15 protein-coding genes are annotated in these 24,902 nt (G+C 71.5%); 5 read left to right on the forward strand and 10 right to left on the reverse strand.

The features are described from left to right. Nucleotides 1-57 precede the first annotated feature (57 nt). Nucleotides 58-726, forward strand: coding sequence for a cutinase family protein (locus tag K7B10_RS02485; RefSeq protein WP_229334302.1), 669 nt, complete (start codon nucleotides 58-60; stop codon nucleotides 724-726). Nucleotides 727-743: 17 nt separating this feature from the next. On the opposite strand, the gene K7B10_RS02490 is transcribed toward K7B10_RS02485, so the two are convergent. The 3 genes from K7B10_RS02490 to K7B10_RS02500 form a co-directional block, all read right to left on the reverse strand. Then, nucleotides 744-1,799 (reverse strand): AfsR/SARP family transcriptional regulator, encoded by a 1,056-nt coding sequence (locus K7B10_RS02490; protein ID WP_229334303.1) that lies wholly within the window; start codon nucleotides 1,797-1,799, stop codon nucleotides 744-746. Nucleotides 1,800-1,997: 198 nt separating this feature from the next. Continuing rightward, complete coding sequence (locus K7B10_RS02495; protein ID WP_229334304.1) at nucleotides 1,998-2,270, reverse strand: hypothetical protein; 273 nt, start codon at nucleotides 2,268-2,270, stop codon at nucleotides 1,998-2,000. Beyond that, nucleotides 2,261-9,532 carry a polymorphic toxin-type HINT domain-containing protein gene (locus K7B10_RS02500; protein ID WP_229334305.1) on the reverse strand — a complete coding sequence of 2,424 codons (7,272 nt, stop codon included), beginning with the start codon at nucleotides 9,530-9,532 and terminating at the stop codon, nucleotides 2,261-2,263. The genes K7B10_RS02495 and K7B10_RS02500 overlap by 10 nt, the downstream gene beginning before the upstream one ends. Before the next feature lie 295 nt (nucleotides 9,533-9,827). On the opposite strand from K7B10_RS02500, the gene K7B10_RS41160 reads away from it, so the two are divergent. Beyond that, the gene (locus K7B10_RS41160; protein WP_229334306.1) at nucleotides 9,828-14,768 is read left to right on the forward strand and encodes an FG-GAP-like repeat-containing protein; all 4,941 of its coding nucleotides are present in this window, start codon (nucleotides 9,828-9,830) and stop codon (nucleotides 14,766-14,768) included. Between the two features lie 63 nt (nucleotides 14,769-14,831). Here the strand turns inward: K7B10_RS41160 and K7B10_RS02510 are convergent, their stop codons facing one another. From K7B10_RS02510 to K7B10_RS02520, 3 genes are all read right to left on the reverse strand, one after another. Then, the gene (locus K7B10_RS02510) at nucleotides 14,832-15,275 is read right to left on the reverse strand and encodes a methyltransferase domain-containing protein (protein ID WP_372481353.1); all 444 of its coding nucleotides are present in this window, start codon (nucleotides 15,273-15,275) and stop codon (nucleotides 14,832-14,834) included. Between the two features lie 28 nt (nucleotides 15,276-15,303). Further along, nucleotides 15,304-16,839, reverse strand: coding sequence for an adenosine deaminase family protein (locus K7B10_RS02515; RefSeq protein WP_229334307.1), 1,536 nt, complete (start codon nucleotides 16,837-16,839; stop codon nucleotides 15,304-15,306). A gap of 197 nt (nucleotides 16,840-17,036) precedes the next feature. Continuing rightward, the gene (locus tag K7B10_RS02520; protein ID WP_229334308.1) at nucleotides 17,037-17,849 is read right to left on the reverse strand and encodes a class I SAM-dependent methyltransferase; all 813 of its coding nucleotides are present in this window, start codon (nucleotides 17,847-17,849) and stop codon (nucleotides 17,037-17,039) included. 124 nt (nucleotides 17,850-17,973) lie between these two features. Between K7B10_RS02520 and K7B10_RS02525 the strand changes: the two genes are divergently transcribed. From K7B10_RS02525 to K7B10_RS02535, 3 genes are all read left to right on the forward strand, one after another. After that, nucleotides 17,974-18,864: an SDR family NAD(P)-dependent oxidoreductase gene (locus tag K7B10_RS02525; protein ID WP_229334309.1), complete on the forward strand. Its 891-nt coding sequence runs from the start codon at nucleotides 17,974-17,976 to the stop codon at nucleotides 18,862-18,864. A 233-nt stretch (nucleotides 18,865-19,097) separates the two neighbouring features. Continuing rightward, nucleotides 19,098-19,649: a superoxide dismutase family protein gene (locus K7B10_RS02530; RefSeq protein WP_229334310.1), complete on the forward strand. Its 552-nt coding sequence runs from the start codon at nucleotides 19,098-19,100 to the stop codon at nucleotides 19,647-19,649. 202 nt (nucleotides 19,650-19,851) lie between these two features. Continuing rightward, on the forward strand, nucleotides 19,852-20,892 hold the full coding sequence (locus K7B10_RS02535) for a DUF7847 domain-containing protein (protein ID WP_229334311.1): 1,041 nt from the start codon (nucleotides 19,852-19,854) through the stop codon (nucleotides 20,890-20,892). Between the two features lie 32 nt (nucleotides 20,893-20,924). Here the strand turns inward: K7B10_RS02535 and K7B10_RS02540 are convergent, their stop codons facing one another. From K7B10_RS02540 to K7B10_RS02555, 4 genes are read right to left on the reverse strand one after another with little or no spacing between them, the layout of a single operon-like run. Next, nucleotides 20,925-21,476 carry a GTP-binding protein gene (locus tag K7B10_RS02540; protein WP_229334312.1) on the reverse strand — a complete coding sequence of 184 codons (552 nt, stop codon included), beginning with the start codon at nucleotides 21,474-21,476 and terminating at the stop codon, nucleotides 20,925-20,927. Between the two features lie 34 nt (nucleotides 21,477-21,510). Further along, nucleotides 21,511-22,038, reverse strand: a complete 528-nt coding sequence (locus K7B10_RS02545) for a DUF742 domain-containing protein (RefSeq protein ID WP_308284470.1) — start codon at nucleotides 22,036-22,038, stop codon at nucleotides 21,511-21,513. Continuing rightward, entirely contained in the window at nucleotides 21,996-22,430 is a 435-nt protein-coding gene (locus tag K7B10_RS02550) for a roadblock/LC7 domain-containing protein (RefSeq protein WP_030856876.1), read from the reverse strand. The genes K7B10_RS02545 and K7B10_RS02550 overlap by 43 nt, the downstream gene beginning before the upstream one ends. Next, complete coding sequence (locus K7B10_RS02555; RefSeq protein WP_229334313.1) at nucleotides 22,427-24,694, reverse strand: sensor histidine kinase; 2,268 nt, start codon at nucleotides 24,692-24,694, stop codon at nucleotides 22,427-22,429. Before K7B10_RS02555 ends, K7B10_RS02550 begins: the two co-directional genes overlap by 4 nt. Nucleotides 24,695-24,902 lie beyond the last annotated feature (208 nt).

Genomic DNA, 24,902 nt, shown 5'->3' on the forward strand with positions numbered 1-24,902 from the left:
CCGACTGCGTTCCGCAACGGAAGGCGGACGCGTGGGCCGACTATTGGGGAGGATCGAATGCGAGCCAGAAGGATCACGGCCGTGGCAGCCGGGTTTTTGCTGACGGTCGGACTTTCAGCGGTACAGGGGGCCACCGCACAGGGGGCCGCGGCAAGAGCGGCGGCTTCGTGCGAGGGCACGTACACGATCGTCGTCGGGGGTACCGGCAGCTCGTGGAACAACGACGGCTTCTACGGCAACATCCAGCAGCACGTCGGGTACCCCACCCAGATCCCCAACGGCGCGAGCGCCCGGGCGGGCGTCAATGAGCTGAACCGCCTGGTCCGCGACCAGCGTGCCGCCTGCCCCTGGCAGCACGTCAAGATGGGCGGGTACTCCTTGGGCGCCGCGGTGGTGCACACGTGGGTCACCGAGAACTGGCAGACCTTCGGCAACGTCAACGCCGTTCTCATCGCGGACCCCAAGCGCCAGGGCCCTCCCGGTGCCAACGGCGGGTCCGTGCCGTTCGGCGGGATCATCGGCGCCCCGCTCGCGGGCGCCGACAGGTTCTTCGGCAACGTGCCCGTCAAGACCATCTGCCACTGGGACTACGTCTGCGACGAGTCCGCGGGCATCTGGACCTACCCGAACAACCACGTCAAGAACTACCCCGAAGACTTCAACATGGACCACCACAACGACAGCGCCAGCGAGCAGTGGTACAACGGCGCCTGGTACGCCTGGTAACCACGCGGCGGGCTCCTTCACCGCCCGTCGGCGGCCGGGAAACCGGCCGCCGACGGGCGGTCCCCGCGCAGGATCGTCCCGTACGTCCGCCGCAGCACCGGGCTCGGCGCGACCCCCAGGTCCGCGGCCAGACGGCGGCGGGTGCGGTCGAAAACGGTCAGGGCGTCCGTCCGCCGGCCTCCGAGGTACAGCGCGCGCATCAGCAGCGCGGCGACCGGTTCGTTCAGCGGGTGCGCCGCGGACAGGTCGAACAGCTCGGCGATCGCTTCGCACTGCCGCCCGAGGCGCAGCTGCCACCGGGCCTTCCGCTGCGTGATGGCGATCCTGCGCTCGTTCAGCCGCAGCCGCTCCACCTCGGCCAGCGGTCCGGGCAGGCCGGCCAGGGGCTCCCCGCGGAACAGGTCCAGCGCCTGGGCACACAGGCGGACCACCTCGCTCGCCTCATCCGCCCGCTCGGCCCGCCCGACATCGGTGAGCAGTTCCTCCATGCGCGCCACGTCCACTTCGACGGCGCCGGGGGCGAGCCGGTAGCCGCACCGGTCGTGCTCGATCACCCGCTGCGGACCGTCCCCGGTGCGCAGGGCCTTGCGCAGCCGGTAGACGTACACCGGCACCACGTTCGTCAGGGGCGGCTCCATCCCCCACACTCCGTCGAGCAGTTCCTGCCTGCTGACCGTCCGCCCCGCGCCCAGCGCGAGCGCCGCCAGTACGGCTTGCTGTCGCAGGTGCCCCAGGTCGAGGGGGCGCCCGTCCTGCCCTGCCCGCAGTGGTCCGAGCAGGGAGATCCGTACCGTCGGTCCGGCCGCCGGGCCCGCGGCGGTGCGCGGCAGCGGGCTCGCGCCCCGTGTGCGGGGGCCGCTGCCGGGGACGACGAGGCCGCAGTCGAAGGCGTGGACGATGGCGGCGGCCCGGTCGCGCAGCCCGAGTTTCGCCAGGACGCGCGCGAGGTGTCCGGCGACCGCGTCTTCGGGGATGGCGAGGTCGGCCGCGATCTCGTCGTCCCGCAGGCCGCAGCCGACGGCATGGAGCACCCTGCGCTCCTGGTGCCTGAGCGTGGCGGCGGTCGTCGGCATCACTGCTCCCTGGGCTGGTCGGACCGGAGTGCGCGGTCGACAAAGTAGCGGCGGGAGCGTCCGCGAAGGCATCCGGAAGGTTCCGGAGTGACAGGGCGGCAGCCACGGCAGGCGGACCGCCGGTGTGGGAGCGGACGCGGGAGAGCCCCGCCGGACGCGTGTCCGGCGGGGCTCTCCCCAGGGTTCAGTCCGTACGGGCTACCAGGGCGGCAGCGGCAGGCCCGCCGCGCGCCTCGGCTCCAGGAAGTCCTCCCGGAAGATCTCCAGGGAGGCCCTGAGCAGCGGGATGCCGACCTCCGCACCGAGGTGGGTCAGCGCGGCCGACTCCTCGTCCATGCGGAACTCCAGCAGCAGCCCACCCCGTCCGGCATCGGTCATCTCCACCACTTCCATGGCGTCGAAATCATCGCTGCCGAGCACGGTGAGGGCGGCGTACTCCCGCCCCTGCACGGTGAAAACCCTCATAGCCATCCCTCGAATTGCAGTCCGCCGCCGCGCAGACTCCATCTCGCGCCGCGGCCGGTGGATTTCTCGACGATGTCGAGAACGTGCCCACCGTAGAAGGCCGAGGCCGTGTCGATGCTCCTGGTGGCCGTGGGGCTGCCCAGGATCTCGTCCAGCAGTACCTCGCCCCCGTCGTTCAGCGCCCGCTTGTCCGTGAGGCGGTTGGCCCCGTTGAGGAACGGCAGGTACTTCTTGACGTGGTCGGCGGTGCGCTTGACCGGGTCGGTGTGCTTCTGCAGGGCCCGGCCGGCCTCGGTCATGTGGAAGTCCCGCTGGAACGGCTTGCCGTTCTTCGGCGGGATCTCCTTGAGCGCCGCGGCCCGCAGGTCGTCGTCGGAGGCGTTCTTGAGAGCACCGCAGTTGTGGACCAGGACGGCGGCCGCGCCCGCGCGCACGTAGTACGTGTGCGTGTCGGTGACCGTCAGGTTGTGGACGCGCTGTGCCTGCGTCCACGCCGCCACCGAGGTGACCTGCACCCAGGTCCCCGAGGACGTCTGGAGCCACTGGCCGGCCTTCAGCTCGCCGGCGTCGACCCAGCGCCGCTGCTCCGGCACCCAGAAGGGGTGGCCGTCGGTCGCGGTGATGACGTCGGTGGCCGGGCCCGCGTCCCCGTCGGTGTCGACGGTGATGCGGACCAGGTGCTTCTCGCCTTCACCGGTGATCTGCGCGGAAACGGGCTCGACGGTGGTCAGACCGGTCCCGGGGTCCGTCGTGAGGACCTCGTCACCGATCCGCACGTCTTCGATCGGCTTGGCGGAGCCGTCGGCCATCACGACCTCGGTACCGGGGGTGAAGCTGTTGCGGACCTTGCAGCCGCCGCCTCCCCCGTCGCCGCCGTCGTTCTTCGCGGCCTTCTTCGGCTCGGCCGACTTCGAGGACTTGCCGTGCCGGTCGGCCTTCTTCGCGCGGGCCGAGGCCTCCTTGGCCTGCCGGGCGGCGGTGGCCTTGGCCTCATCGGCCTTGCGGGCCGCCGCCGCGGCGCGTTCCGCCTGTGCGGCTCTTCGGGCCGCCGCCGCTTCCTCCTCCAGTTTTCTGGCCCGTTCGGCCGCTTCCTCGATCTGGCGTTTCCATTCGGCCAGGTCCTCGGCGTACTTGGCCATCGCCTGCTGGTAGCGCTCGACGCGCGCCAGGATGTCCCGGGCGAGCTTCAGCTTGCCCATCCAGCTGTTGAAGGCGTCCCAGGCCCGGTCCAGGGCCTTCAGGATGCGCTTTGCCTTGCCCGCGAAGGGCAGGGCCGCCTCGAAAGCGAGGCCGGCGCAGGCGCCCCAGTCACCGCCGAGGCAGGCCTTGATGTCGTTGTAGCCGGAGGCGTCCTTGAGGATGCCGATGGCCACGTCCAGTGCGACGTCGAGGGCGCTGCGGCCGTTCGCCCAGTTCGCCCAGGCCACTTCGGCGTCCGTGAAGTCCTTGATCGGCATCACCGGGGGCGCGATGGCCTGGCCGGAGGGGTCCGAGAAGGTCACGGGCGAGTTGTTGGCGTAGGCGTACGGGTTCTGCTGAGCGGCCTCGTTGTAGTCGACGATCGGGTCGACGGAGAGGAACCGCCCGGTGGCCGGGTCGTACTCCCGCGCCCCCAGGTGGACCAGCCCGGTGGACTCGTCCGTCTCGCCGCCGACGAAGGCCTTCTTGCCCGGCCACACCGCCGGGGCGGTGCCCCGCGCGTCACCGAAGGGGGTGAACTTGCGGCGCGTGACGGCCTGGGTTGCCCCGTCCACGGCCGTCGTGGCCGTGCCGTTGTTGTCGGCGAGCAGGTAGGAGGTGGTGACCGTACCGCCCTTGGCGGTCTTCACCATGGTCGGGCCGGCGGTGTGCGCGTAGTAGCGGGTGGCCTCCACCGCGCCGTTCGGGGCCAGCCGGACCTCGGTACCGGGCAGGTACAGCGTCGTACCGGCCGGGTCCCGCTTGATCAGGCGGTTGCCGTTGGCGTCGTAGAGGAACTCGGTCGTCTTCGCGCCCTCGGTCACCTTGGCGAGGTGGCCCTCGACGTCCCACTCCATCCGCTGGCTGTTGCCCTGGACGGTGCGGGTCGCGGTGTTCCCGGCGTCGTCATAGGTGAACGAGTCGCTACGGGTGCCGCCGGGACCGGTGGTGTCGACCCGCTGGAGGCGGTTGGCGGCGGGCTTGCCCGGGGTGCCGTACGCGTAGGAGCGGATGACGTCCTTGGTCAGGTCGCCGCTGGTGGAGTGCTGGACCTCCTTGGTGCGGTTGCCCGCCGTGTCGAAGGAGTACGAGGTCCAGTACGGGGCCGGGCCGCCGACCTTCGGCGCGGAGCCGGGGCCGGTCGCGTTCGGCTTTGCCGCGCAGTCGTCGGTCGCCGTCCACGCCTCGCTCATGCGGCGCATGTAGTCGTAGGCGAAGCACTGCGTGTCCGTCGTGCCCGTGGCGGCCGCGCCCTCCTGGTCCTTGACCTTGAGGATGTTGCCGACGGCGTCGTAGTCGTAGGAGGTGTCGTTGATCCGGCCGGGGGCCTTCTCCCGGTCGTTGACGGTGCGCGTCAGGCGCCGGGTCTGCTCGTCGTAGAAATTGGTGGTGAACAGCTGGGAGCCGGCGGCTCCGGTCTCCGTGCGCAGCACGTCGCCCATCGGCGAGTAGTCGACCTTGCCCACGAACGTCTTGCCCGCCACCCCCATGACGGTGGGCAGTTCGAAGTGGTTGTAGGTCATGGTCACGCGTTCGGCGGGCAGTCCGCCGACCGCCGGTTGCTGCGACCACGCGGTCAGGCCCGTGTTGGGCCGGTAGCCGGTGGAGAAGGAGTAGGTGCCGGCGAGCGCCCCCTCCGACTTCGGGATGGTCACCGTGGATCCGGTGGGCCGGTACCCCTGGTCGTAACCGGTGATGGCATGGGTGTAGGCGTTGCCGCCCACGTACCGGGTGGAGGAGACCGGGAGGCCGACGGCGCCCGGCAGGGTGTCGTAGGCGATCTCGCTGAGCTTGGCTCCCGACAGCGAGCCCTCGTGGGTCGCTGTGACACGGCCCAGACCGTCGTAGGCGAACGCCACGGTCTTGCCCCGCTGGTCGGTCACCGATTCCAGGCGGTCGCCCTTGCCGAAGACCTTGGACGTGGTGCCCTTCTCCGGGTCGGTGACCTTCGTCTGGCGGCCGCGGATGTCGTACTGGAAGCTCCAGGTGTCCCCGGCCGCGTTGACGACGCTCTCGAGCTGTCCGCGCTGGTCGTAGCCGTAGCGGGTGCTGTCGTACGCGCCGGTCGGCGAGTCCGAGCGGAAGTGGCGCAGCTCGGTCTTGCGACCCTGGCCGTCGAGGTACGCCTGGGTGGGCGTCTCGCCGGTCGGCGGGTCGACGGTGATGCTGTCGCCGCCGTACGAGGTGGTCGTGCGCGAGGTCTCCTCGCCGAACTTGCGGGAGATCTGCGCGGTGGGCCGGCCGCTGCCGTCGTACTCGGTGACGGTGGAGGACGGGACCTCGTTGTCCTTCGGGCCCCACTGCTCGCCGGAGGCGGTGCCGCCGGTGTAGTAGGCGCCGTTGGACTTCCAGATCTGGCCGAGGCTGTTGTAGAAGGTGTCGGCGATCAGCCGGCCGCCGCCGAGGGCCTCCAGCTGGGTCTGGCGGATGCGCAGGCTGCTGTCGAAGATCTCGTAGCTGCTGCGGTAGCTGCCGTCGTCGACGAGGGACTTGGTCGTGATGACGACGGGCGCGTCCGGGCGGACGTCGTAGGTGAACTCGGCGTCCGGGGACTTGGCGACGGGGTCGCGGTCCGGGGACCACGCCTTGGCGAGGCGGCCGAGTGCGTCGTACTGCATGACGCTGCGGCGGCCGTTGGTGTCCTGCTTGGCCAGGATCGAGCCGCGGCCGAGGTCGGTCTCGGTGGTGTCGGTGTGGCCGAGCGGGTTGGTGGTGACGACCTTGGTGACGATCTGGCCGGCGGCCGGGGTGTAGTCGATCTTGGTGACCTTGCCGAACACGTCGGTCGTCGTCTTCGGGCGCCCGTAGGCGTCGAAGGTGAGCGAGCCGTCCAGCGTGTACTGGGGCTTGCCGTTCGCGTATCCGGACAGGGATTCCGAGCGGACCACGTTGCCGACGGCGTCGTAGGACAGGCGGGCGTCGGAGATGACGTCGTCGGGACGCTTCACGTCCTTGGCGTCACAGGCCTTGCCGACCGTCTCGATCCGCTTCTCGCGGCCGATGATCCACAGGCTGTCGTCGGACTCGTACTCGTAGCGGGTGCAGCTGTCGTCCTTCGGGTCGGCGAGGTCGCCGAGATCCGAGACGGTCAGCGGTTTGCCCTGCTCGTCGAGTTCGGTCTGCTGCGCGTTGCGCCGCCAGCCCCGGCCCTCGGAGAGGAGCGTGCGGGAGGCGACGTCGGTGGTGCCCCGGACGAAGGCCTGGAGCGGCTCGATGCCCTCGCGCAGGCGGGTGGCCGTCGGGCCGTGCAGCCACGGGGTGTACGTGGTCGCCGCCTCCAGGGCGCCGCCTTCGCCGTTGTACGCCAGGACCTCGCGGGTCTGGCCGGCGAAGAGGCGGTGGTCGGCGATCTCCTTGCCCTCGGAGTCCTTGACCTTCACGGAGCGCTTGCCGCCCGAGGGGGCCGCCCGGTCGCCGTCCAGGCCGCGGAAGTACAGCGTCTCGGTCAGGGACCGCTTGTCGGGCGCCGCGCCGATCAGCGTCCGTACGCGCTCGTAGCCGCGCCACTGCGACCACGTGCGCGTGTTGGGGCGCATCGTCTCGGTCTCGTCGTCGTACGCCCACGCCGGCGTGCCGAGGTACTGGTACTCGGTGACGCGCGTCGGGGAGTTGCCGTTGCGGTCCTCCTCCTGGACCTGGTCGACGAGGTGCTTGTGGAACCAGTCGGTGACGTAGAGCTTCTTCTCGCGCTTGGGGTCGTTCGGGTCCGGTATCTCGCTGATCACCGGGTAGCAGCGCAGCGTGTTCGACTCGTGGGAGGACGGGATCACGCGCGGGCTGGCGGCCCGGCACTCCGGCTCGCGGTAGTGCACGTTGACCGTGGAGCCGGTCTCGGTGTCGATGGCCTCGATGCGGTAGCGCAGGTACGGCGGCTTGCCGTCGTCCAGGCCGTCGACCCGGTTGGGCAGCTGCTTTCCGCGGAAGGTGACCGGCGGCAGGCTGATCTCCTTGCCGTTGCGGCCCGTGTGCTGGACGGCGGAGAGCCACAGCGGGTAGTCGGTGCCGTCACCGGTCTGCGGGAAGTCCTGGGTGAGTTTCCAGGTGTCGACGGGCTGGTGGGCGGAGCCGTTCCAGACCTCGGTGGTGATCTCGGTCAGCCGCTTGCGGGTGAAGAAGGTCGGCGTGAAGCGCGCCTTGCACTCCACCTTCTCCGCGCACAGCTGGTCGCCGGGGGTGTCGGGCCACATCTTGGCGATGTTCCAGTCCACCTCGGGCTTGAGCCTGTCCTCGGCGCAGTCGAAGTCCTTCGTCTTCAGGCAGCGCTCGGCGACGGTGAACTGCACCTGGGCCGGGGCGTTGGCGAAGAGGCTGTCGCTGCGCAGGCCGTAGGAGATGTGGTCGAGCCAGCCGCCGCGGTCGTAGGCACGGTTGGTGGAACCGCCCGCGATCTTGTAGTTGGACCCGTAGTGGTTGACCTCCTTCTTGTACCAGTAGGTCATCGCGTTGCCGCGCGGGTCCACCACGTAGTCGAGGTTCCAGCGGTAGACCTCGTCGCAGACCGAGTTCGCGAAGTCTCCGGCCTTGAAGCAGTCCTCGCCGGGGTGGTTGCCGTAGACCGGCACGAGCAGGGCGGAGTTGGTGACGGGCTTGCCCGTGGTCCAGCCCGGCACCTTGTTCAGGCCGAAGTGGAACTGGACTCCCTGCGGGGTGGTGACCCGCCAGTGCTCGCCCTTCTTGTCCCCGTTGTCGGCGCCCGAGAGCAGCTCCACGCGGGAGCCGTCGTCGTCGGAGGGGCGCCAGACGCCGGTCTTGTCGTCCCGGACGAGCTGCGTGGAGCCACCGTTGAGGGACATCGTGACCGTGGAGACGGCGTGACAGAGATCGCCCGTGTCGTCCTTGGGGTTGTTGAACCCGGAACCCTCCTTCTTGTCCTGGCTGCAGGGGATGAAGGAGCGCTCGATGAAGTTCGACCCCAGGTCCCAGCCGTCGCCGACCCAGGAGGTCTGCTGCGAGGAGGCCGAGGTGCGGCCGTCGATCTGGGCGCTGGAGTACCCGAGGGCCAGGGACGGGCTCGGGCCGCCGAGGGAGGCCGGCACTTCCAGCGGGTAGGACCAGGAGAAGTCGCCGGCCGAGCCGCCCGCCTGCCAGGAGCCGGAGGGGTTCAGCGAGGTGGCCTTGAAGGTGCCGTTCGCGCCGTCGGCGCCGGGCGCGGCGGCCAGCACCATGGGGGCGGCCGCGGCGGCCGAGGCCAGCACCATGGGGGTGCCGGCGCGGGCTCCGTCGGTGCCCTTGGTGGCGAACGAGCCGGTCGTGGTGGTGGCGCCGGGCTGTGCGGCGGTGGCGACGGTGGCCGTGAGGGTGCCCGTGCTCGCGTCGTTGTCCGCGGTGACGGGGGTGGCCGTACGGCATTCAGGGCGTTCGGGGGTCGTCAGTACGCAGGCCGGCAGCGCGGTGAAGCGGAGCCGGGAACCCCAGCTGCCGCCGTAGGCGTTCTTGAAGGCGTTGTAGTCGAGCTCGACCGAGACCGGTGCGGCGCCGGAGCGGGTGTCGGTCCGCTTCACGGCCATCAGGAGCCCGCCGGGGACGCCCGCCTTGTCGGCGGCGTTCCGGTCGAGCAGGTCGACCTTCACCTTGACCGGGGTCTCGGGGGTGGCGGCTGCGTCGGCCCCCGAGGGGGAAGCGGCGTGCGCCTGCGGGGAGTTGCGGATCTGCGGCGACGCCGGGGCGGAGCCGATCCGTACGGGCAACTTCCCGGCCTTGACCGGTCCGCCCGGCGGCGGGGCGGAGGGACCGCCCGCCGCGGGGGCCGAGAGCAGCCGGGAGCGGCCGCCGGCGGGCGCGGAGCCCTGGGCGGGGGTCGTGGCGGGAACCTGCACCTCGGCCGAACCGGCCGCGGGCCAGACGACCTTGGGCGGCGCGGTCCACTGGTGGAGCTGGGACTCGGCGCGTGTGGGGGCGGGCTTTCCGGTGACCGGCTTGCCGCCGACCTTGGTCAGCTTCTGCAGGGCCGACGGGGAGGACGAGGAGGCTGCGGAGGCCGGTGGCGACGCCAGCCCGGTGACGCACAGGGCAACGGACAGGGCTGGTATCGACCAGCCGAGTGCGCGTCTGCGCTTTCCGTACCTAGCGTACCAATTTCGATTTCGCAAATTGGGTTCCGTCATGGCTCACGCGTGCACGAATGTACACACTATTCGGACGTAGGCCCAAGACCGTAACAGTGAGGGCTGCACCACATTTCCGACCGCCTCCGGAGCAGTAATTACGCACCGCAAAGCAGGCATCAAGTCCAGGCAAAGCCGGACAGAAGGAGAATGGAACAGGAATTTCCACTTCCATTTTTTCCGGAGGCGCCGCCGGCCATGAGAAGCTCGCCGGGACTGATCAAGCCATCCGTGCGCGGGAACCCTCCCCACGCGCCCGGATCGACTACGAGGAACCTCCGTGAGACCACCCCTGGCGCGGCAACGCGCCACCGGCCAGCTGCAATTGCGGGCGTCGGCACTGGTCGCGACACTGGCCCTGACCGCTGGCCTGACCGGCACCGCGCCCCTCGCCGCCGCGGCGGACTCCGGCCCCGCCGCCGGAGCGTCGGCGCCCGCCGCCGAGGCCGAGAAGGCCGCCGCCGAGGCCAAGCGCACCGGAAAGCCGGTTGAAATCGTGGGCCTGCGCACCGAGACCGACGAGGTGTGGGCCAATCCGAACGGCACTCGGACCGCAGAGCACGCCCTGGTTCCCATACGGGTACGCCAGGGCGGAAAACTCATTCCCGTCGATACGACCCTGCACAAAGGCACCGACGGCCGCCTCGCGCCCAAGGCCGCCTCAATCGGCCTCACCTTTTCCGGCGGCGGCGACTCTCCTCTCGCGGTGATGTCGGAGAACGGCCGCGACGTGGCCCTGAGCTGGCCGGCGCCGCTGCCCGAGCCCCGGCTCGACGGCAGCAGCGCGCTCTACCCCGAGGTGCTGCCCGGGGTGGACCTGCGGGTGAGCGCGACCGTCGACAGCTTCTCCCACGCGCTCGTCGTCAAGTCCCGTGAGGCCGCCGCCAATCCGGCCCTGGCCTCCCTCGCGTTCGGCCTGAAGGCCGAGGGGCTGACCGTACGGGCCGAGGCCGACGGGCAGTTGCTCGCCGTGGACCCGGCCGGGCAGACCGTCTTCGGCTCGGCGAAGCCGCAGATGTGGGACGCGGGCGGGCAGAAGGCGCAGGCCGCCGCCGCGCAGACCGCCCCGGCGCCCGCCGCCAAGTCCCCGGCGCGTTCCGCGGCCTACGGTGTCGCGGCCGCGCCCGCCGCCGGGTCGGCCCCGGCCGAGGCGCCCCCGGCGCCGGTCGAGGGCGTCACCACCGGTGCCAGGCAGGCCGACCTCGGGGTCCGGCTGAACGGCTCCACCCTCACCCTGACGCCGGACCAGGGCCTGCTCAAGGCGCCGGAGACCACGTACCCGGTCGTGATCGACCCGACCTGGGACGCCTGGAAGACGGCGTGGACCATCGCCTACAAGCACAACGCGTTCCCCTCCTCGCCGAACACGAACTACTGGAACGGCGGCACCCTCAGCAAGGACGCCCGCGTCGGCTGTGCCAAGGACGCCGCCAACGGCGACGCCGTGATCTGTGCCAAGACCTTCTTCCAGGTCGGCATGAAGGACTACTGGGACAAGCAGATCATCGAGTCGACCCTGCGCGTCAAGCAGAAGTCGGCCGGCTCGTGGAGCTGCAAGTCCGGTGACATCCAGGTCTGGGACACCGGCACCATCTCCAAGTCGACCACCTGGAACAACCAGCCGGACTGGCAGCGCCTCGTCGACTCCAGCGGCCAGTCCTACGGCGGGCGCAACTGCCCCGGCGACGGCGACCTGATCGAGCTGAACGTGAAGTCGGCGGTCGAAGAGGCCGCGAAGAAGCACTGGGGCAACTGGACCTTCGGCCTGAAGGCCGCGAAGGACACCGTCGACGTCTCCTGGCGCAGGCTGGACCCGAACAGCGCCCGCATCTCCACGACGTTCAACACCACCCCGGACAAGATCACGGACCGCTCCACCGACCCCTCCACGGCCTGCGCGGGCGGTGTCGTCGGGACCACCGACGAGATCGTCCTGCGCGCCCGGGTGAAGGACAAGGACAAGGGGGACGTGTCGCTGGGCGCCGAGTTCCACTGGTGGAAGGACGGCTCCTCCAGCCAGACCAAGTCGGTCATCAAGGCCAGCAACGGCAATGTCGCGCAGCTGCACATTCCGGCGAAGGACCTGAACGGCACCTACCGGTGGGACGTCCGGACCCTGGACAACGTGGGCCCGGCCGGCCCCTGGGCCGGTCAGTGCCTCTTCACCATCGACCGGACCCGCCCGGACCGGACTCCCGTGGTGACCTCGAAGCAGTTCCCGGAGAACGAGGACGACCCCGCCAAGACCGGCTTCGCCCGCTCCGAGGGGACCTTCACCCTGAGCGCCAACGGGGTCAAGGACGTCACCGGCTTCGAGTGGTGGACCGACTCCAACCCGAAGGTGAACAAGATCCCGCCGACCACCGTCGGCGGCTCGGTGGACGTCAAGTACACCCCGACCACGGCCGGGCCGCAGCGTCTTTTCGTGCGCAGCCTCGACGCCTCGGGCAACCGCTCGAACCTCAAGGAGTACCTGTTCTACGCCAAGCGCCTGGCCACCCGTGACAAGCACGGCGACCTCAACGGCGACGGCACGGTGGACATCTGGAGCGTCGACCCGGGCTCCGGCCTGCTGTGGATGCACCCGGGCAAGGGCGACGGAACCTTCGACCTCTCCCGCCAGCTCGACGGCCAGGGCTCCTTCGCCGACGCCGCCTCGCTGACGCACCGCGGCAGCTGGAACGAGGACTACTACGAGGACCTCGTCGCCCTCCAGCCCAGCCCCGACAACTCCCGCAAGAACCTGTACGTCTACCCCAACAAGGGCGACGGGGACTTGGAGAGCGCGGACGCCAACCGCATCGAACTCCAGGTGGGCAACCCCGACCTGGACGACCACTGGGCCAACGCCGACCAGGCCGTCGCGATCGGGAGCGTCGACGACGACAACGGCGACGGCAGGGTCGACGACTCCGACCAGCCCGACCTGCTGGTCAAGACCGGGGACCAGCTGTGGCTGTACCGCGGCTCGGCCGTCGGCTTCCTCGACGCCTTCGGTGAGCCCGTCCTGCTCGGCAACGCCGACTGGAAGAACATGACGCTGATGGCTCCGGGCGACCTCAACGGCGACCGGCTGCCCGAGGTCTGGGCCCGCGACACGGCCACCGGAAAGATCCACCAGTACACCAGTCGGGTCACGACCGAGCCGGGCGCGGTCACCGTGGCCGACCTGTCGGTCTTCGCCGACCCCGCGGTCCGTACGACCTCCATCGGCAGCGGCTTCACCGGCGCGGCGTACGCGCACCTGTCCAGCAACGGCGACTTCGAGGCCAACGGCTTCGCCGACCTGTGGTCGCGCGACGGCAACGGCCGCATCACGGAGTTCCCCGGGCAGGCCCCTGCCGGGGGCACCGCCTTCGGTGCCGGCAGGCAGCTCGTACTCGGCGGCACCTCGTGGTCGGAGTGCCAGGCGTTCACCTCCACCGCCACCGGCACGCACACGCTGTGCGGTCCGATCCTCGCCAAGTACCTGGCCAAGGGCGGCACTTCGATCGGCTATCCGACCACCGACGTGCTCGTCCCGTCCGACGGCGTGGGCCGCTACGTCAACCTCCGCGGCCCGGGCCAGACCAGTGACAACGGCTCCGTCTACTGGCACCCGAGCAGCGGCGCGTGGATCGTGTGGGGCGGCATCCGGGCCAAGTGGCTCGCGCTGGGCGCCGAGAAGGGCATCCTGGGCTACCCGACCTCCGACGAGACCCCCACCTTCGACGGCACCGGAAGGTTCTCCACCTTCTACTCCGCCGCCGGCGGCAAGGGCGGGATCTTCTGGTCCACCGAGACCGGCGCGTGGTCCGTCCACGGCTCGATCTACGCCACGTACGTCTCCCTCGGCGGTCCGGCCAGCCGGATCGGCTACCCGGTCACCGACGAGACCAACGTGGGGGACGGCTCCGTCGCCCGCTTCAATCACTTCCGGCCCCGCTCCGACGCCGAAGCCACCGCATCCATCTACTGGAGCAAGGGCAACGGCGCCTCGGCGATCCGCGGTTCGATACGCAGGCGGTGGATCGCGATGGGCGCCGAGAAGAGCACCCTCGGCTACCCGACCTCGTACGAGTACGAGGTGGCGGGCGGTGTCCGCGAGGACTTCGAGAAGGGCTACATCCGCGCCAACACCGTGACCGGCGCGACTCTGGAGCACCAGCCGGCGGACCGGACCGCGCACCTGCGCACCGACCTGTCGGGCGACTTCAACGGCGACGGCCGCAGCGATCTCGCCACCGTCTACGACTACGGCGACAACACCTGCGCCCTGTGGGTCTTCGACGCGCTGCCCGACGGCGGGTACGCGCGGCCCACGGTGCGCTGGACCAGCGCCAAGGGCGGATTCTCGTACCAGCGCGCCAAGTGGACGGCGGGCGACGTCAACGGAGACGGCCGCGCCGACATCGTCGCGCTGTACGGCTACGCCGACGGGTCCAACTCCCTGTGGAGCTTCCTGTCCAACACCACGGGTACGTTCACCCCGGTCAAGGGGGTGACGACCGCGGTCGGCACCGGCGCCGGCTCCTTCGACTGGGCCAAGGCGAAGCCCCTCGCCGGTGACTTCAACGGGGACGGCAAGGCGGACGTCGCCATGGTCTACGACTACGGCAACGGCGAAGCAGGGGCCCACACCTGGACCTCGAAGGGTGACGGGTTCTTCAACGCGGCGTCCGCGAGCTGGCGGACGCCCGCGGGCAACTGGTGGATCGACCACGCCACGTTCCGTGTCGGCGACATGAACGGCGACAAGCGGGACGACATCGTCGCCCTCTACGGGTACACGGCCGGCGGCGTCGCGGTCTTCACCTTCCTCGCCCAGCCGAACGGCGGCGTCGCCGCCCCGGTGAAGTCGTGGAACCAGCCCGCCGGCGGTGCCTGGGAGTACGCGAAGATCAAGTTCACGGCCGGCGACTACAACGGCGACGGCCGCGCCGACGCCGCCCTGATGTACGACCACGGGGACGGCCACGCCTCGCTGTCGACGCTGCTCGCCAAGCCCGACGGGACGGTCGCGGACGCGGTCCGCAGCTGGGACACCCCGGAGGGGAACTGGTACGGCACGAACGCCGGCATGCCGCTCTCGGGCGACTCCGACGGCGACGGCCGTGACGACATCTCCTCGCTGTACAACTACGCGAGCGGAGCCTCGGGCACCTTCACCTTCAAGAGCCGCCCCGACGGCGGCTTCGAGAACGGCTTCCTGAGCTGGCAGACCCTGCCCGGCACCTGGTAACCCCGCCCGCCCCCCACTGACCCGGGGCCCCGTGCCGCCACCCGTGGCGGCACGGGGCCCTTTTCATCGGAGCGCGGCCGTGCCGGCGGTTGCCCTGCGGCCCGCCGGAAAGCCCACCGGTGCGGATCCTCGACCCGGTCCCGCCTCGGGCCGCGACACGGAAGGCCCCCGGAGTGCGGGGACCCGCATCTGCTGTTCCCCGCCGCAGAGCTGGTCCCCGCGGTGCCCGCGCCGCTCCCCCAGCCGCGGGAGCAGTTCGAGGACGCGGGCCCTCGTCCACGGGCCCGCTCCGGCCAGGACGGCGGCGGGATCGCGTACGTGCCGCAGGACCCGCTCGATCCGGCAGCCCGCGAAGGACGCGTCGGCGAAGGGCAGGTCGTGTGCGTCGGCGTGGACGAGCCTGACCGGGAGCCCGTGGGCCCCGAGCCGCACCCGGCTCGCCTCCAGCATCACGCTGCTGGAGTCCAGGACGCGGTGGCCCGGCTTCACGGCCAGGCCCGCACGCACACGGGCCGGGCTCGGTTGAGGGCCCGGGTCAGTGCGAGCCGGGGCGGGTGGTACGGGGGTGGGCCGCTTCGAAGCGGTGGAAGGCCGCTTCCTGCCGCCACTCGACCTGCGCCTTCGGGCTGCCGGCGAGGAAGCCGGCGCACCGCGCGCCCGGGTGCTCGGCGCCTTGGCGCTCGCCGGCGCACGGCCCGGCCGGCCGGTAGCCGCCCCGCAGGTCACGGTTCCAGATGCTGCGGCCGGGCAGGAACGAGTGCTCCAGGGAGGCTCGGGCCAGGTCCCTCAGTTCGGGGTAGCCGAGCCCGTACATCTGCGCGGCCCGCCGGTACTCGTCGGTGATCTCGATCCGGGACACGCCCGGGTCGTCGGTGGCGAGGACGACCGGCACGCCGTGGCGTCGGTAGGTGGCGAAGGGGTGTGCGTCGCCGGAGACGCGCAGGATCTGCTCGTTGCTGTGGAAGGGGACCTCGACCGCGATCCGCCGGTCGGCCATGTAGCGCATGAGCGATTCCCAGCGGTCCTCGTGCAGGACGGACACGCCGTGCCCGATCCGCTCGGCGCGGCCGGTCTGGGCGGCCTCCCTGATGTGGAAGGTGAGGTCCTCCGGCTTGACCAGGCCGGTTACCAGCTCGCCCGCGTGCAGGGTGATGTGCGCCTTGGGGTACTGGGTCTTCAGGTAGTTCAGCATCCGCATGTGCAGGCGGTAGTCGCGCAGGGCGACCTCGCCGTCCTCCGGCTGCACCAGGTTGACGGCGACGAAGCGCGGGTCCTGCGAGGCCAGCCGCATCCCGAGCGCCATCTGGGTGAACACCCGCTCGGGCGTGCCGAGACGGGCGACCTGGGAGATCCAGCGGTACGGGAGGGAGCAGGCGGCGTCGGGTCGCGGGGTGTCGCAGTGCGCGGCGGCACGGAACTCGGTGTCGGTCGTGTCGGCATCGGTGCGGGCCTGCCGGACGACCGCGTCGAGGCCTCCGTCGGCGAGGAGCTCGTCGTGCATGCGGTCGAGGTCGGCGTCGTAGCCCACCCGGTCGGCGAGGGCGCGGGCCTGGCCGGAGGCCGGGGTGATCATGGTCTCCAGGTAGAACTGGTTCTGCCGGGCGGCCGTGTTGGCGACTTCCGCGAGAATGCGGCCGGGGTGGCGCCAGGGCACTTCGCCGAACTTGTCGAAGGTCGCGAAGAAGTGGTCGTGGCCGTTGCCGTCGGCCGGGAAGTCCTGCATCGACCAGGCCTGGATGACCTGACGGCGGAACGCGGCGTCGGTGACGGCGTCGGCGGCGGGGCGGGTTCCCGCCCCGCACGGCGGGGGCACGGCGGTGGTGGTGTCGGTGGTGATGCACAGGCCGTCTTCGGCGGCGAGTTGGATCAGGAACTCGGTGGTGACCGCTCCGGAGAGGTGGTTGTGCAGGTCACCGCCCTTGGGCAGGTCGGCGAAGAAGTCCTTCGGGCGGGGGGCGGCGGCGGGTGCGGCGGGTGCCGGGGCCGGGGCCGGGGCCGGGGCGGCGTACGCGGAGGCGGGTGCGAGCAGGACGAGTGCGGAGAGCGCACCGATCAAGTGGGATGGGATCACGGGCACATGGTGGTCAAGCGGTCCGCCGCGCCACGCGATGCCGGGCCGGGCGCCGCCCGGCGTCACCCGGGAGGCCCCGCGGAGGATCGTTCCTCCTGACGGGACCTTCCAGCCGATCAGGCCGCCGCCTCGTCCTGAGCGCCGTCACCCCTCGGCGCGGGCCGCGAAGCTCGGCCGACGGTTCGTTCCCCTGTGCCTCACACCGTCCCGGCGCGGTGCGCGGTGACGATCCAGGCGCGGGAGTCGAACCGGACGCCCTCGTCGGTCAGGTGCTCGGCGAGCGCACCGCGCAGGTTCTCGACGGCGCGGGCGGCGGCAGCCGGATCCAGTCGCCCGAGGGTTTCACTCGTGCACGTGAAGCCGCGGACCCAGTCGAGGGCTGCGGCCGCGTCAGGACCGTAGTAGACCGGCTCGTGGACGTCGGTGAACGCGACGTCCACGAACCCCGCGCCCCGCAGGATCTCCCGCACGGCAGCCGGATCGGCGAGCGAGAACGGGTCCGGTCCCCCGGAGGCGCCGGCCGCCTTCCCTGCGGCCGCTTCGAGGCACCTGCGGATGGTGACGTCCCACGCGTTGAGCTCGGGCGCCCGCCAGACCATCATCACCAGGCGCCCCGCCGGGCGCAGCGCCCGCCCGACGTTGGCGAACGCGGCGGCGGGGTCGTCGAAGAACATCGTGCCGAACCTGCTGATCGCCAGGTCGAAGCGCTCCGGCGGGAACCGGTGCACCTGGGCGTCGGCCTGCTCGAAGGCGACGTTGCGCAGCCCTTCGGCCCGGGCCAGCCCGCGGGCACGCTCGAGCGCGGGCGCCGAGACGTCGATGCCGAGCACGCTGCCCGCCCGGGCCGTACGCGCGGCCTCGCGGGTGGTCTGCCCGGCACCGCAGCCGATGTCGAGTACGTGGTCGCGGAACCGGACTCCCGCCGCCCGGCGCAGCACCTCGTTGTGCCTGCGCAGCTCGGCGTCGTAGCCGCCGGTGCCGGGCGTCAGATCGCCCGTGGCGTGTCGCATCGCAGTCCCCTCATGCACCCATCTTTACCGCAACCTCAAACGGATACATCATCCGCATACATGTTACGGTCGTCCTCGATTAAACGGATGATCCATCCGATTGCCTGCCCGGAGGAGACGCGTGATGAAGAGAACCGCCGTGGTCACGGCCTCGACCGCCGGCATCGGCCTGGAGACCGCACTGGGTCTGGCCGCCGCCGGTCACGCGGTCACCGTGGTCGGACGCGACCCCGACCGGGGCGCCCGCGCGGTCGAGCGCATCAACGCGACCGGCCCGGCCCACCCGGCCCGGTTCCTGGCCGCCGACCTCGCCTCCCTCGACGAGGTACGCGCGCTCGCCGACCGCCTCGCCGCCGAACACGCCGCCTCGGGCGAACGGCTGGACGTACTGGTCAACAACGTCGGCGCGATGTTCGCCGACCGGCACAGCCTGGGCGGTGTCGAGGCGTCGTTCCTCGTCAACCACCTCTCCCCCTACCTGCTGACCGAGCTCCTGCTCCCCACCCTGACGGCCGCCGCTCCGAGCCGGATCGTCAACGTCACCTCGGGTGCGGTCGGGGTCGCCAAGCGGGTGTTCGACGATGTCGAGCCGCCCGGCGGCTACTACGGCTTCCACTGGTACGGTCGCGCCAAACTCGCCAACCTCGCCTACACCCTCGACCTGGCCGCGCGGCTCGACGGCACCGGCGTATCGGTCTTCGCCGCCGACCCCGGCGGCGCCGCCACCGACATGACCGACGGCACCTTGACCGACCCGAAGATCGTCACCCCCGCCCTGAGGCTCATGTGGCCCTTGGTGCGCCGCAAGTTCGAGCGATCGACCTCCGGCCCCGCCTCCGTCGCGGCCAGGCCCTCGATCGCCGCCGCCACCGACCGCGCCCTGACGGGCCGTACCGGCCTCGTCATCGGCGCCCGGGCAACCCCGGTCGCCCCCTTCCGGGCGGCGACCGACCCCCGCATCGCCGGGGCCGTACGCCGGCTCAGCGAACGGCACGCACCGCTCGTGACCCCCTGACCCGCATCCGGTGCCGCCCCCGGGGTGGCTCGCGCCGCCTCGCCGAGACGCGGCCCGCGGAATCACGCGGCTGATCAGGGCAAAAGGGGCCGACACCCCCGATGTGCCCTGCGCGAGGCCGCCGGGTGCGGGAACATGGCCCGGAAAGCGCCGGCGGACACGTCCCGACGATGCCGTACACCGGGCCCTGTTCCGCCGGCGATCCGGGACGCCCGTGGCGAGAGGAGCCGAAGATGTCCTTCCTCGTGTCAGCGCTCGCCGCGTCCCTGGCCGTCCTCCTGCCCCTGGGCGCGGTCACCGGCCAGGACGTGACGATCGAGGACTCGTTCCGGGCGGCCGGCGGCCCGCACGCGCACCAGGCGGTCACCTTCGACACCAGAGCCGTACCCGTCGGCGGCAAGGTCACCGTCACCGAGCGGGTCGGCGACGACACCCACGTGGAACTGCGCCTCCAAGGCGTGGAGGCGAACCGGACGTTCGGTGCCCACGTGCACCAGAAGCCCTGCGGCAGCATGCCCAACGACTCCGGGCCGCACTACCAGGACGCCGTGGACCCCAAACAGCCCTCGACGAACCCCGCATACGCCAATCCCCGCAACGAGGCGTGGCTCGACATCACCACCGACCGGCACGGCGACGGCGCTTCGGCGTCCACCCTCGACTGGCGGTTCCGCACGGACCGGGCCCGCTCCGTGGTGATCCACGAGCACGCCACCCATACGGGAACCGGCAGCGCCGGTACGGCCGGGGCGCGGCTCGCCTGCGTCAACGTGCCGTTCAAGTAGGGACGTCCGCCTTCCTCTCGCCTCCCCGAACGGGCGTCGGCTGCATGCCATGTCCCTGACCAGCTGGGATATGTTGTCCGTCCCACTGGGGGACGACATACGGAGCATGTGCATGACGCAGAACAGCTGGCCGGGAGCGTACGGGGGCGGTTGGGGTGGCGCCCCGCAGTGGGGAGGCCCCCCACCGGCGCCTCAGCCGGGAGTGATACCCCTGCGACCACTGGCCCTCGGGGACATCGTCAGCGGATCGTTCGCGACCATCCGCGGCCACTGGAAGACGCTCGCCGGTGTGGTGCTGGCCGTACAGGCGATCGTCCTGCCCGTCATGGCCCTCGTGGTGGGCACGGCCGTGGTCGCGGTCCACGACCACTTCGACCCCGTCTTCGATCCGCCGTTCGGCGAGGATCCGGCGTCCGAGCACGTCGTCCCACTGGTCGTCGCGGCCGTCGCCGTGTTCGTACTGCTCTTCGTCATCGGCGTGCTCGGCGTGTCGGTCATCGCCGCGCTCTGTCCGGCGGTCCTCAAGGAAGCCGTGATGGGCCGCTCCACCACCTTCCGCGCGCTGTGGCGGTCCTCGGTCCGGCGGGCTCCCGCGGTGGCCGGCGCGCTGTTCCTCAGCGTCCTGATCGCAGGCGCCCCGGTGTTCCTCGTCCTGGCGGTGTGGGTGCCCCTGGTGGCCTCCGCCGGATCCGGGGACGGCGCGGTCGCGCTGCTCGGCCTCCTGCCGCTGCTCCTGTTGGCCGCGGTGCCGCTGACCGTCTGGCTCAACATCCGGTTCGGCCTGGCCCCGGCCGTCGTGGTCCTGGAGGGCGCGGGTCCCGTCACCGCACTGCGCCGCTCGTCGGCGCTGGTACGGGGCGACTGGTGGCGGATCTTCGGCTTCACCCTCGTCGCCGTCATGCTGGCGGGGGCGATCGCGTACGCGATCCAGCTGCCGTTCAACTTCATCGGCATGTTCGCGATCATGCCCGCCCTCCAGGGGATCCCCGAAGGTGGCGGCGCCCCCTCGGCGGGGGTCATCACGGCGCTGGTGTTCGCCTTCCTCCTGGTGCTCATCGGCGGCGCCGCGAGCCAGGTCTTCCAGATCGGATACAGCCAGCTGGCGAGCGCCCTGCTGTACGTCGACCAGCGGATCCGCCGCGAGGGCCTGGCCGAGGCCATCCTCGCCGACCTCGCCGCCGCACCGGCCGCCGGCGCCGCACCCACCGCTCCGCCCCGGCCCGACGGCGGCGCGGATTCCTGAGGAGCGGCCGGCGCGGCCGCCCGCCGCTCGCCCTACGCCGCGTCCGCCGAGCTGATCAGCAGGTCGAGGAGGGCGAGGAGCACGTCGCGGGCGTCCGTGCGGGCGCGGGCGTCGAGCAGCAGGACGGGCGTCTGGGGGTCGCGCAGGTGCAGCGCGGCGCCGATCTCCTCGGCGGTGTAGGGCTGTTCGCCGTGGAAGCAGTTCGCGCCCACGACGAACGGCAGCCCGCGGCTCTCGAAGAAGTCGACGGCCGGGAAACTGCGGTCCAGGCGCCGCGTGTCGACCAGGACGAGCGCGCCGAGGGCTCCGCTCAGCAGGTCGTCCCACATGAACCAGAAGCGTTCCTGGCCCGGGGTGCCGAAGAGGTAGAGGACGACCCCCGCGTCGGCGAGGGTGAGCCGGCCGAAGTCCATCGCCACCGTGGTGACCGCTTTGGACTCGATCCCGTCGAGGTCGTCGACGCCCACTCCGGCCGCGGTCAGCCGCTCCTCCGTGCGCAGCGGCTCGATCTCGGAGATCGTCTCGACCAGGGTCGTCTTGCCGACGCCGAAGCCTCCCGCGACGAGGATCTTGACAGGCGACACCTGTCCGGCAGCGGCGACAGACGGGTCGAATCCATCATATCCGGGCAAGGTTGTCCCTGATTCTCATGAGCATGTGGACGTTGGTGGTCTCCGCCCCCTGCAAGGGCGGCTGATGGTGGATCAGCCCGCGGTCCGCGAGCTCGCCGAGCAGCAGCGTCATCGGCGTGAGCCGGATCCGCATGCGCGCGGCGATCTCGGCGACCGCCAGCCCGCCCGGCGGGGCGCACATGGCCAGGACGGCCTGCCACTCGGTGGGCAGGCCGCCCCCGCCTTCGGCGCCGACGGCCGCCGTGATCGTCGTGTCCATGGTGAGGACCGTGTGCGGCGCGGCGGTCCGGCCGTCCGTCAGCGCGTACAGCCGGGTACGGCGGCGGCTGCCGCGCCGCGGCTCCCCGGGCGTCTCCCGTGCGGACGGCCCGGTTTCCGACGCCTCGACTTCCGAGACCTCGGATTCCGGCTCCGGGGATTGCGACGCCGGGGATTCGGGTCTTTCGGGCTCCGACATCTCGGGCTCGGGCATTACGACTTCGGCGCCGCGGGACGCTCGGGAGTGCCCAGCCATTCACCGAGCGCCTGGGCCGTACGCACGGCCTCGCCGCCCAGCTCACCGAGGCGGGCCTTGCGGGAGGTCACCACGAGGAGCGTGCTGCCCTCCCCGCACCCCACGACGCACAGGTAGCGGTCGTCCATCTCGACCAGCTGGCGGATCACCCGGCCGCCGTCGATCTCCCGGGATATCGCCTTCATCGTGGCGGCGATCCCGGAGGCGGCGGCCGCCATGCGTTCCGACTGGTCCCGGTCCAGGAGATAGGCGGTGAGCGGGATCCCGTCGTTGGAGAGGAGCACGGCGCCCTGGATGCCGGCGATCCGGTTCAGATGGTTCTCCAGAACGCTGAAGATCGCGTCGTTCGACGTCGAAGTGCCGGACGTCGCGGAGTTGGGGGTCGTCGTCATCGCTGATCCTGTTCCTGTCTGAGCTCGGCTTCCACCTTCTGCGTCCCCTCTTCATAGTCCGCCCAGGCGTCGGCGACCTCTTCGGGGGTGTCCGTGCCGGGGCCCGGCTCCGGCTCGGGCGCTCGCGGCGCGCGCAGCTGCCTGGTCATGTGGGTCTGCGGGACGCGCTCCGGGAGGGCGGGGCGGCTGCCGCCTCCCCCGGTCACGGGCCGGAGCGCGGGCGTATGCTGCGCCGGCACCGGGGTCGGGTCCGGCTCCGGCCGCTCGGCGGCGGCCGGCTCCGGGGCCGGTTCGGGCGCGGCCCGCCGTGCGGCCACGCGCACGGGAGCGGGGACCGGCGCCGATACGGGCGCGGCGGATCCGGCCGGGGCGGCCGGCCGCGCCAGCAGGTCGTTCGGCAGCACGACGACCGCCGAGGTCCCCCCGTACACCGAGCGCCTCAGCGTGACCTTGGCCCTCAGCCGGTCGGCCAGGTGGCCGACCACGAAGAGGCCCAGCCGGTGCGCGTTCTCGGCGAGTTCGGAGTAGGGCGGGGCCGAGTGGAGGCGCCGGTTCATCTCCTCGTAGCCGGCCGCGCCCACGCGCGGCCCGCGGTCCTCGATCTCCACCGACAGCCCGTCCGCGACAAGTTCGGCCCGGATGACCACCTTCGACCTCGGCGGCGAGAACCGGGTGGCGTTGTCCAGCAGCTCCGCCAGCAGGTGGCTGATCTGGCTGATCACGCTCGGTTCGACGCTCGCCTCGTCCAGCGCGTGCCGTTCGATCCGCCGGAAGTCCTCGACTTCCGCCGCCGCCTCGCGCAGCAGGTCGGCGACCCGCATCGGCTCGGTGTGCGGGTCGGGGACCTCGCCGCCGGACAGGATGAGCAGGTTCTCGACCTGCCGTCGCATGCCGACGGTCAGCTGGTCGGACCGCATCAACTCGGCGAGCAGTGCCTCGTCGTGGCCGAACGTGTCCTGGATCTCCTCGGTGAGGGTCAGCTGGCGGCTGACCAGGTTTCCGGTGCGCGAGGCGATGCCGGAGGCGAACATGCCGAAGCCGTGCCGTTCGGCCGCGAGCTGACGGTGGCCGTCGACGGACACGGCGACGACCCGGGCGAACGCGTCATTGATCCGTCCGACCTCGTCCTGGTTCCCGCTCACCGACGGCAGCGTGGCGTCGTCGACGGGCTGGCCGCGGTGCAGCCGGGCCACGACGTCCGGCAGCGTCTGCTCGGCGATGGCCACGGTCCGCTCGTGCAACCGCCGCAGGCGGCGGAGCACCGAGCGGGTGGTGACCACGACGACGGCCACGACGAGCAGCAGTGCGCCGGCGCTTCCGCCGACCAGCCAGTAGACCTGGGTCTCCAGTTCGCCGGCGTTCGCGTCGGCGTGCGCCAGCAGATCCCGCGAGCGCTGGGTGCCGAGCTCGACCAGCTGAGCCGCGAACTCCTGGTACGCCGCCGGCCAGGCCCCGACATCGGCCGGCAGTTTCATCCCCGCATCGGTGACCTTGTGCTGCGCGATGATGGCGTTCTCGACGCGGAGCTTGGTCTTCCAGGCCTCCGAGGAGGTGATCTTCTCGTACGTCTCCTTCTCCCCGGCCGGCAGGTACGGCACGATCCAGGTGTCGTACAGGTGCCGGTGCGCACCGGCGTCGTCGAGGAACTCCCCGAAGGCGGCGGGGGTCAGCTCTCTGGAAGGCCCTGCCAGCGTGAGGATCGTGTCCTGGCGGGCCAGCATCTCGGAGGCGGAGATCATCGCCACGACCGGGCGGCTCTCCTCGACGAGCTCGGCGTCGTCGGTGCGGCTGAACGCCCCCTGGTAGAGGCCGGTGATCCCGTCGATGACGCCGTTGTAGTACGCGATCGTCTGCGCGGCGACGCCGGTTCGGGCGTCCGTGCGCGAGCGGAAGGCGGTCAGCTGGTCGAGGCGGGTCTTGACGTCGCTCACGTGTTCCGCGGCCTGTGCGGACTCCGGCCGACCGCCGGTGTCGGCCGAGAGCCGCCGGAACTCGGCCACGGCCCTGTCGGTGGCGGCCCTGCGGTCGCGCAGGTCGGCGTCGGGGACCGGGGTGCCCGCCCACCGCGCGGCGGTCATCTTGCGTTCGGCCTGCAGCTCGGCCATGAGCCGGAAAAGCGGCTCGCCGATCCGCTTGCTGGCCGCCAAGTCGTCGCGCAGGTGGTCGGCCTGCACCAGCAGCCGTTCGGCGGTCACCGCCACCTGGGTGCCCATGGCCACGGTGGGGACGACCGCGAGCCAGATGAGCATCGTGCGGAGGCGCACGGTGCGCCGTCTTCGGGCCTTCGACGGCCCTGGGGTGCCTTCGGGTATGGGAGTCATCGGTCCTCGGGATGCGGCGGGGCAGGATCGCGCGAGCGACAGGCGCCGATCATATCCAGCCACAAAGAACACATACAGCCGCACCCGGCGGTTGATGTACCGGCGGTCGCCCGCCCTCACGGAGCCTCCCTCGAAAAGGAAGCGGGCCCTG

Origin of the sequence: Streptomyces flavotricini, assembly GCF_020639365.1 — a bacterium.
Lineage (GTDB): Bacteria > Actinomycetota > Actinomycetes > Streptomycetales > Streptomycetaceae > Streptomyces > Streptomyces flavotricini.

Bases quoted from the DNA above. Each gene is read 5' to 3' on its own strand.
- K7B10_RS02485 (WP_229334302.1), top strand. From the start codon at position 58: ATGCGAGCCAGAAGGATCACGGCCGTGGCAGCCGGGTTTTTGCTGACG.
- K7B10_RS02490 (WP_229334303.1), bottom strand. From the start codon at position 1,799: ATGCCGACGACCGCCGCCACGCTCAGGCACCAGGAGCGCAGGGTGCTC.
- K7B10_RS02495 (WP_229334304.1), bottom strand. From the start codon at position 2,270: ATGGCTATGAGGGTTTTCACCGTGCAGGGGCGGGAGTACGCCGCCCTC.
- K7B10_RS02520 (WP_229334308.1), bottom strand. From the start codon at position 17,849: ATGCGACACGCCACGGGCGATCTGACGCCCGGCACCGGCGGCTACGAC.
- K7B10_RS02525 (WP_229334309.1), top strand. From the start codon at position 17,974: ATGAAGAGAACCGCCGTGGTCACGGCCTCGACCGCCGGCATCGGCCTG.
- K7B10_RS02530 (WP_229334310.1), top strand. From the start codon at position 19,098: ATGTCCTTCCTCGTGTCAGCGCTCGCCGCGTCCCTGGCCGTCCTCCTG.
- K7B10_RS02545 (WP_308284470.1), bottom strand. From the start codon at position 22,038: ATGGCTGGGCACTCCCGAGCGTCCCGCGGCGCCGAAGTCGTAATGCCC.
- K7B10_RS02550 (WP_030856876.1), bottom strand. From the start codon at position 22,430: ATGACGACGACCCCCAACTCCGCGACGTCCGGCACTTCGACGTCGAAC.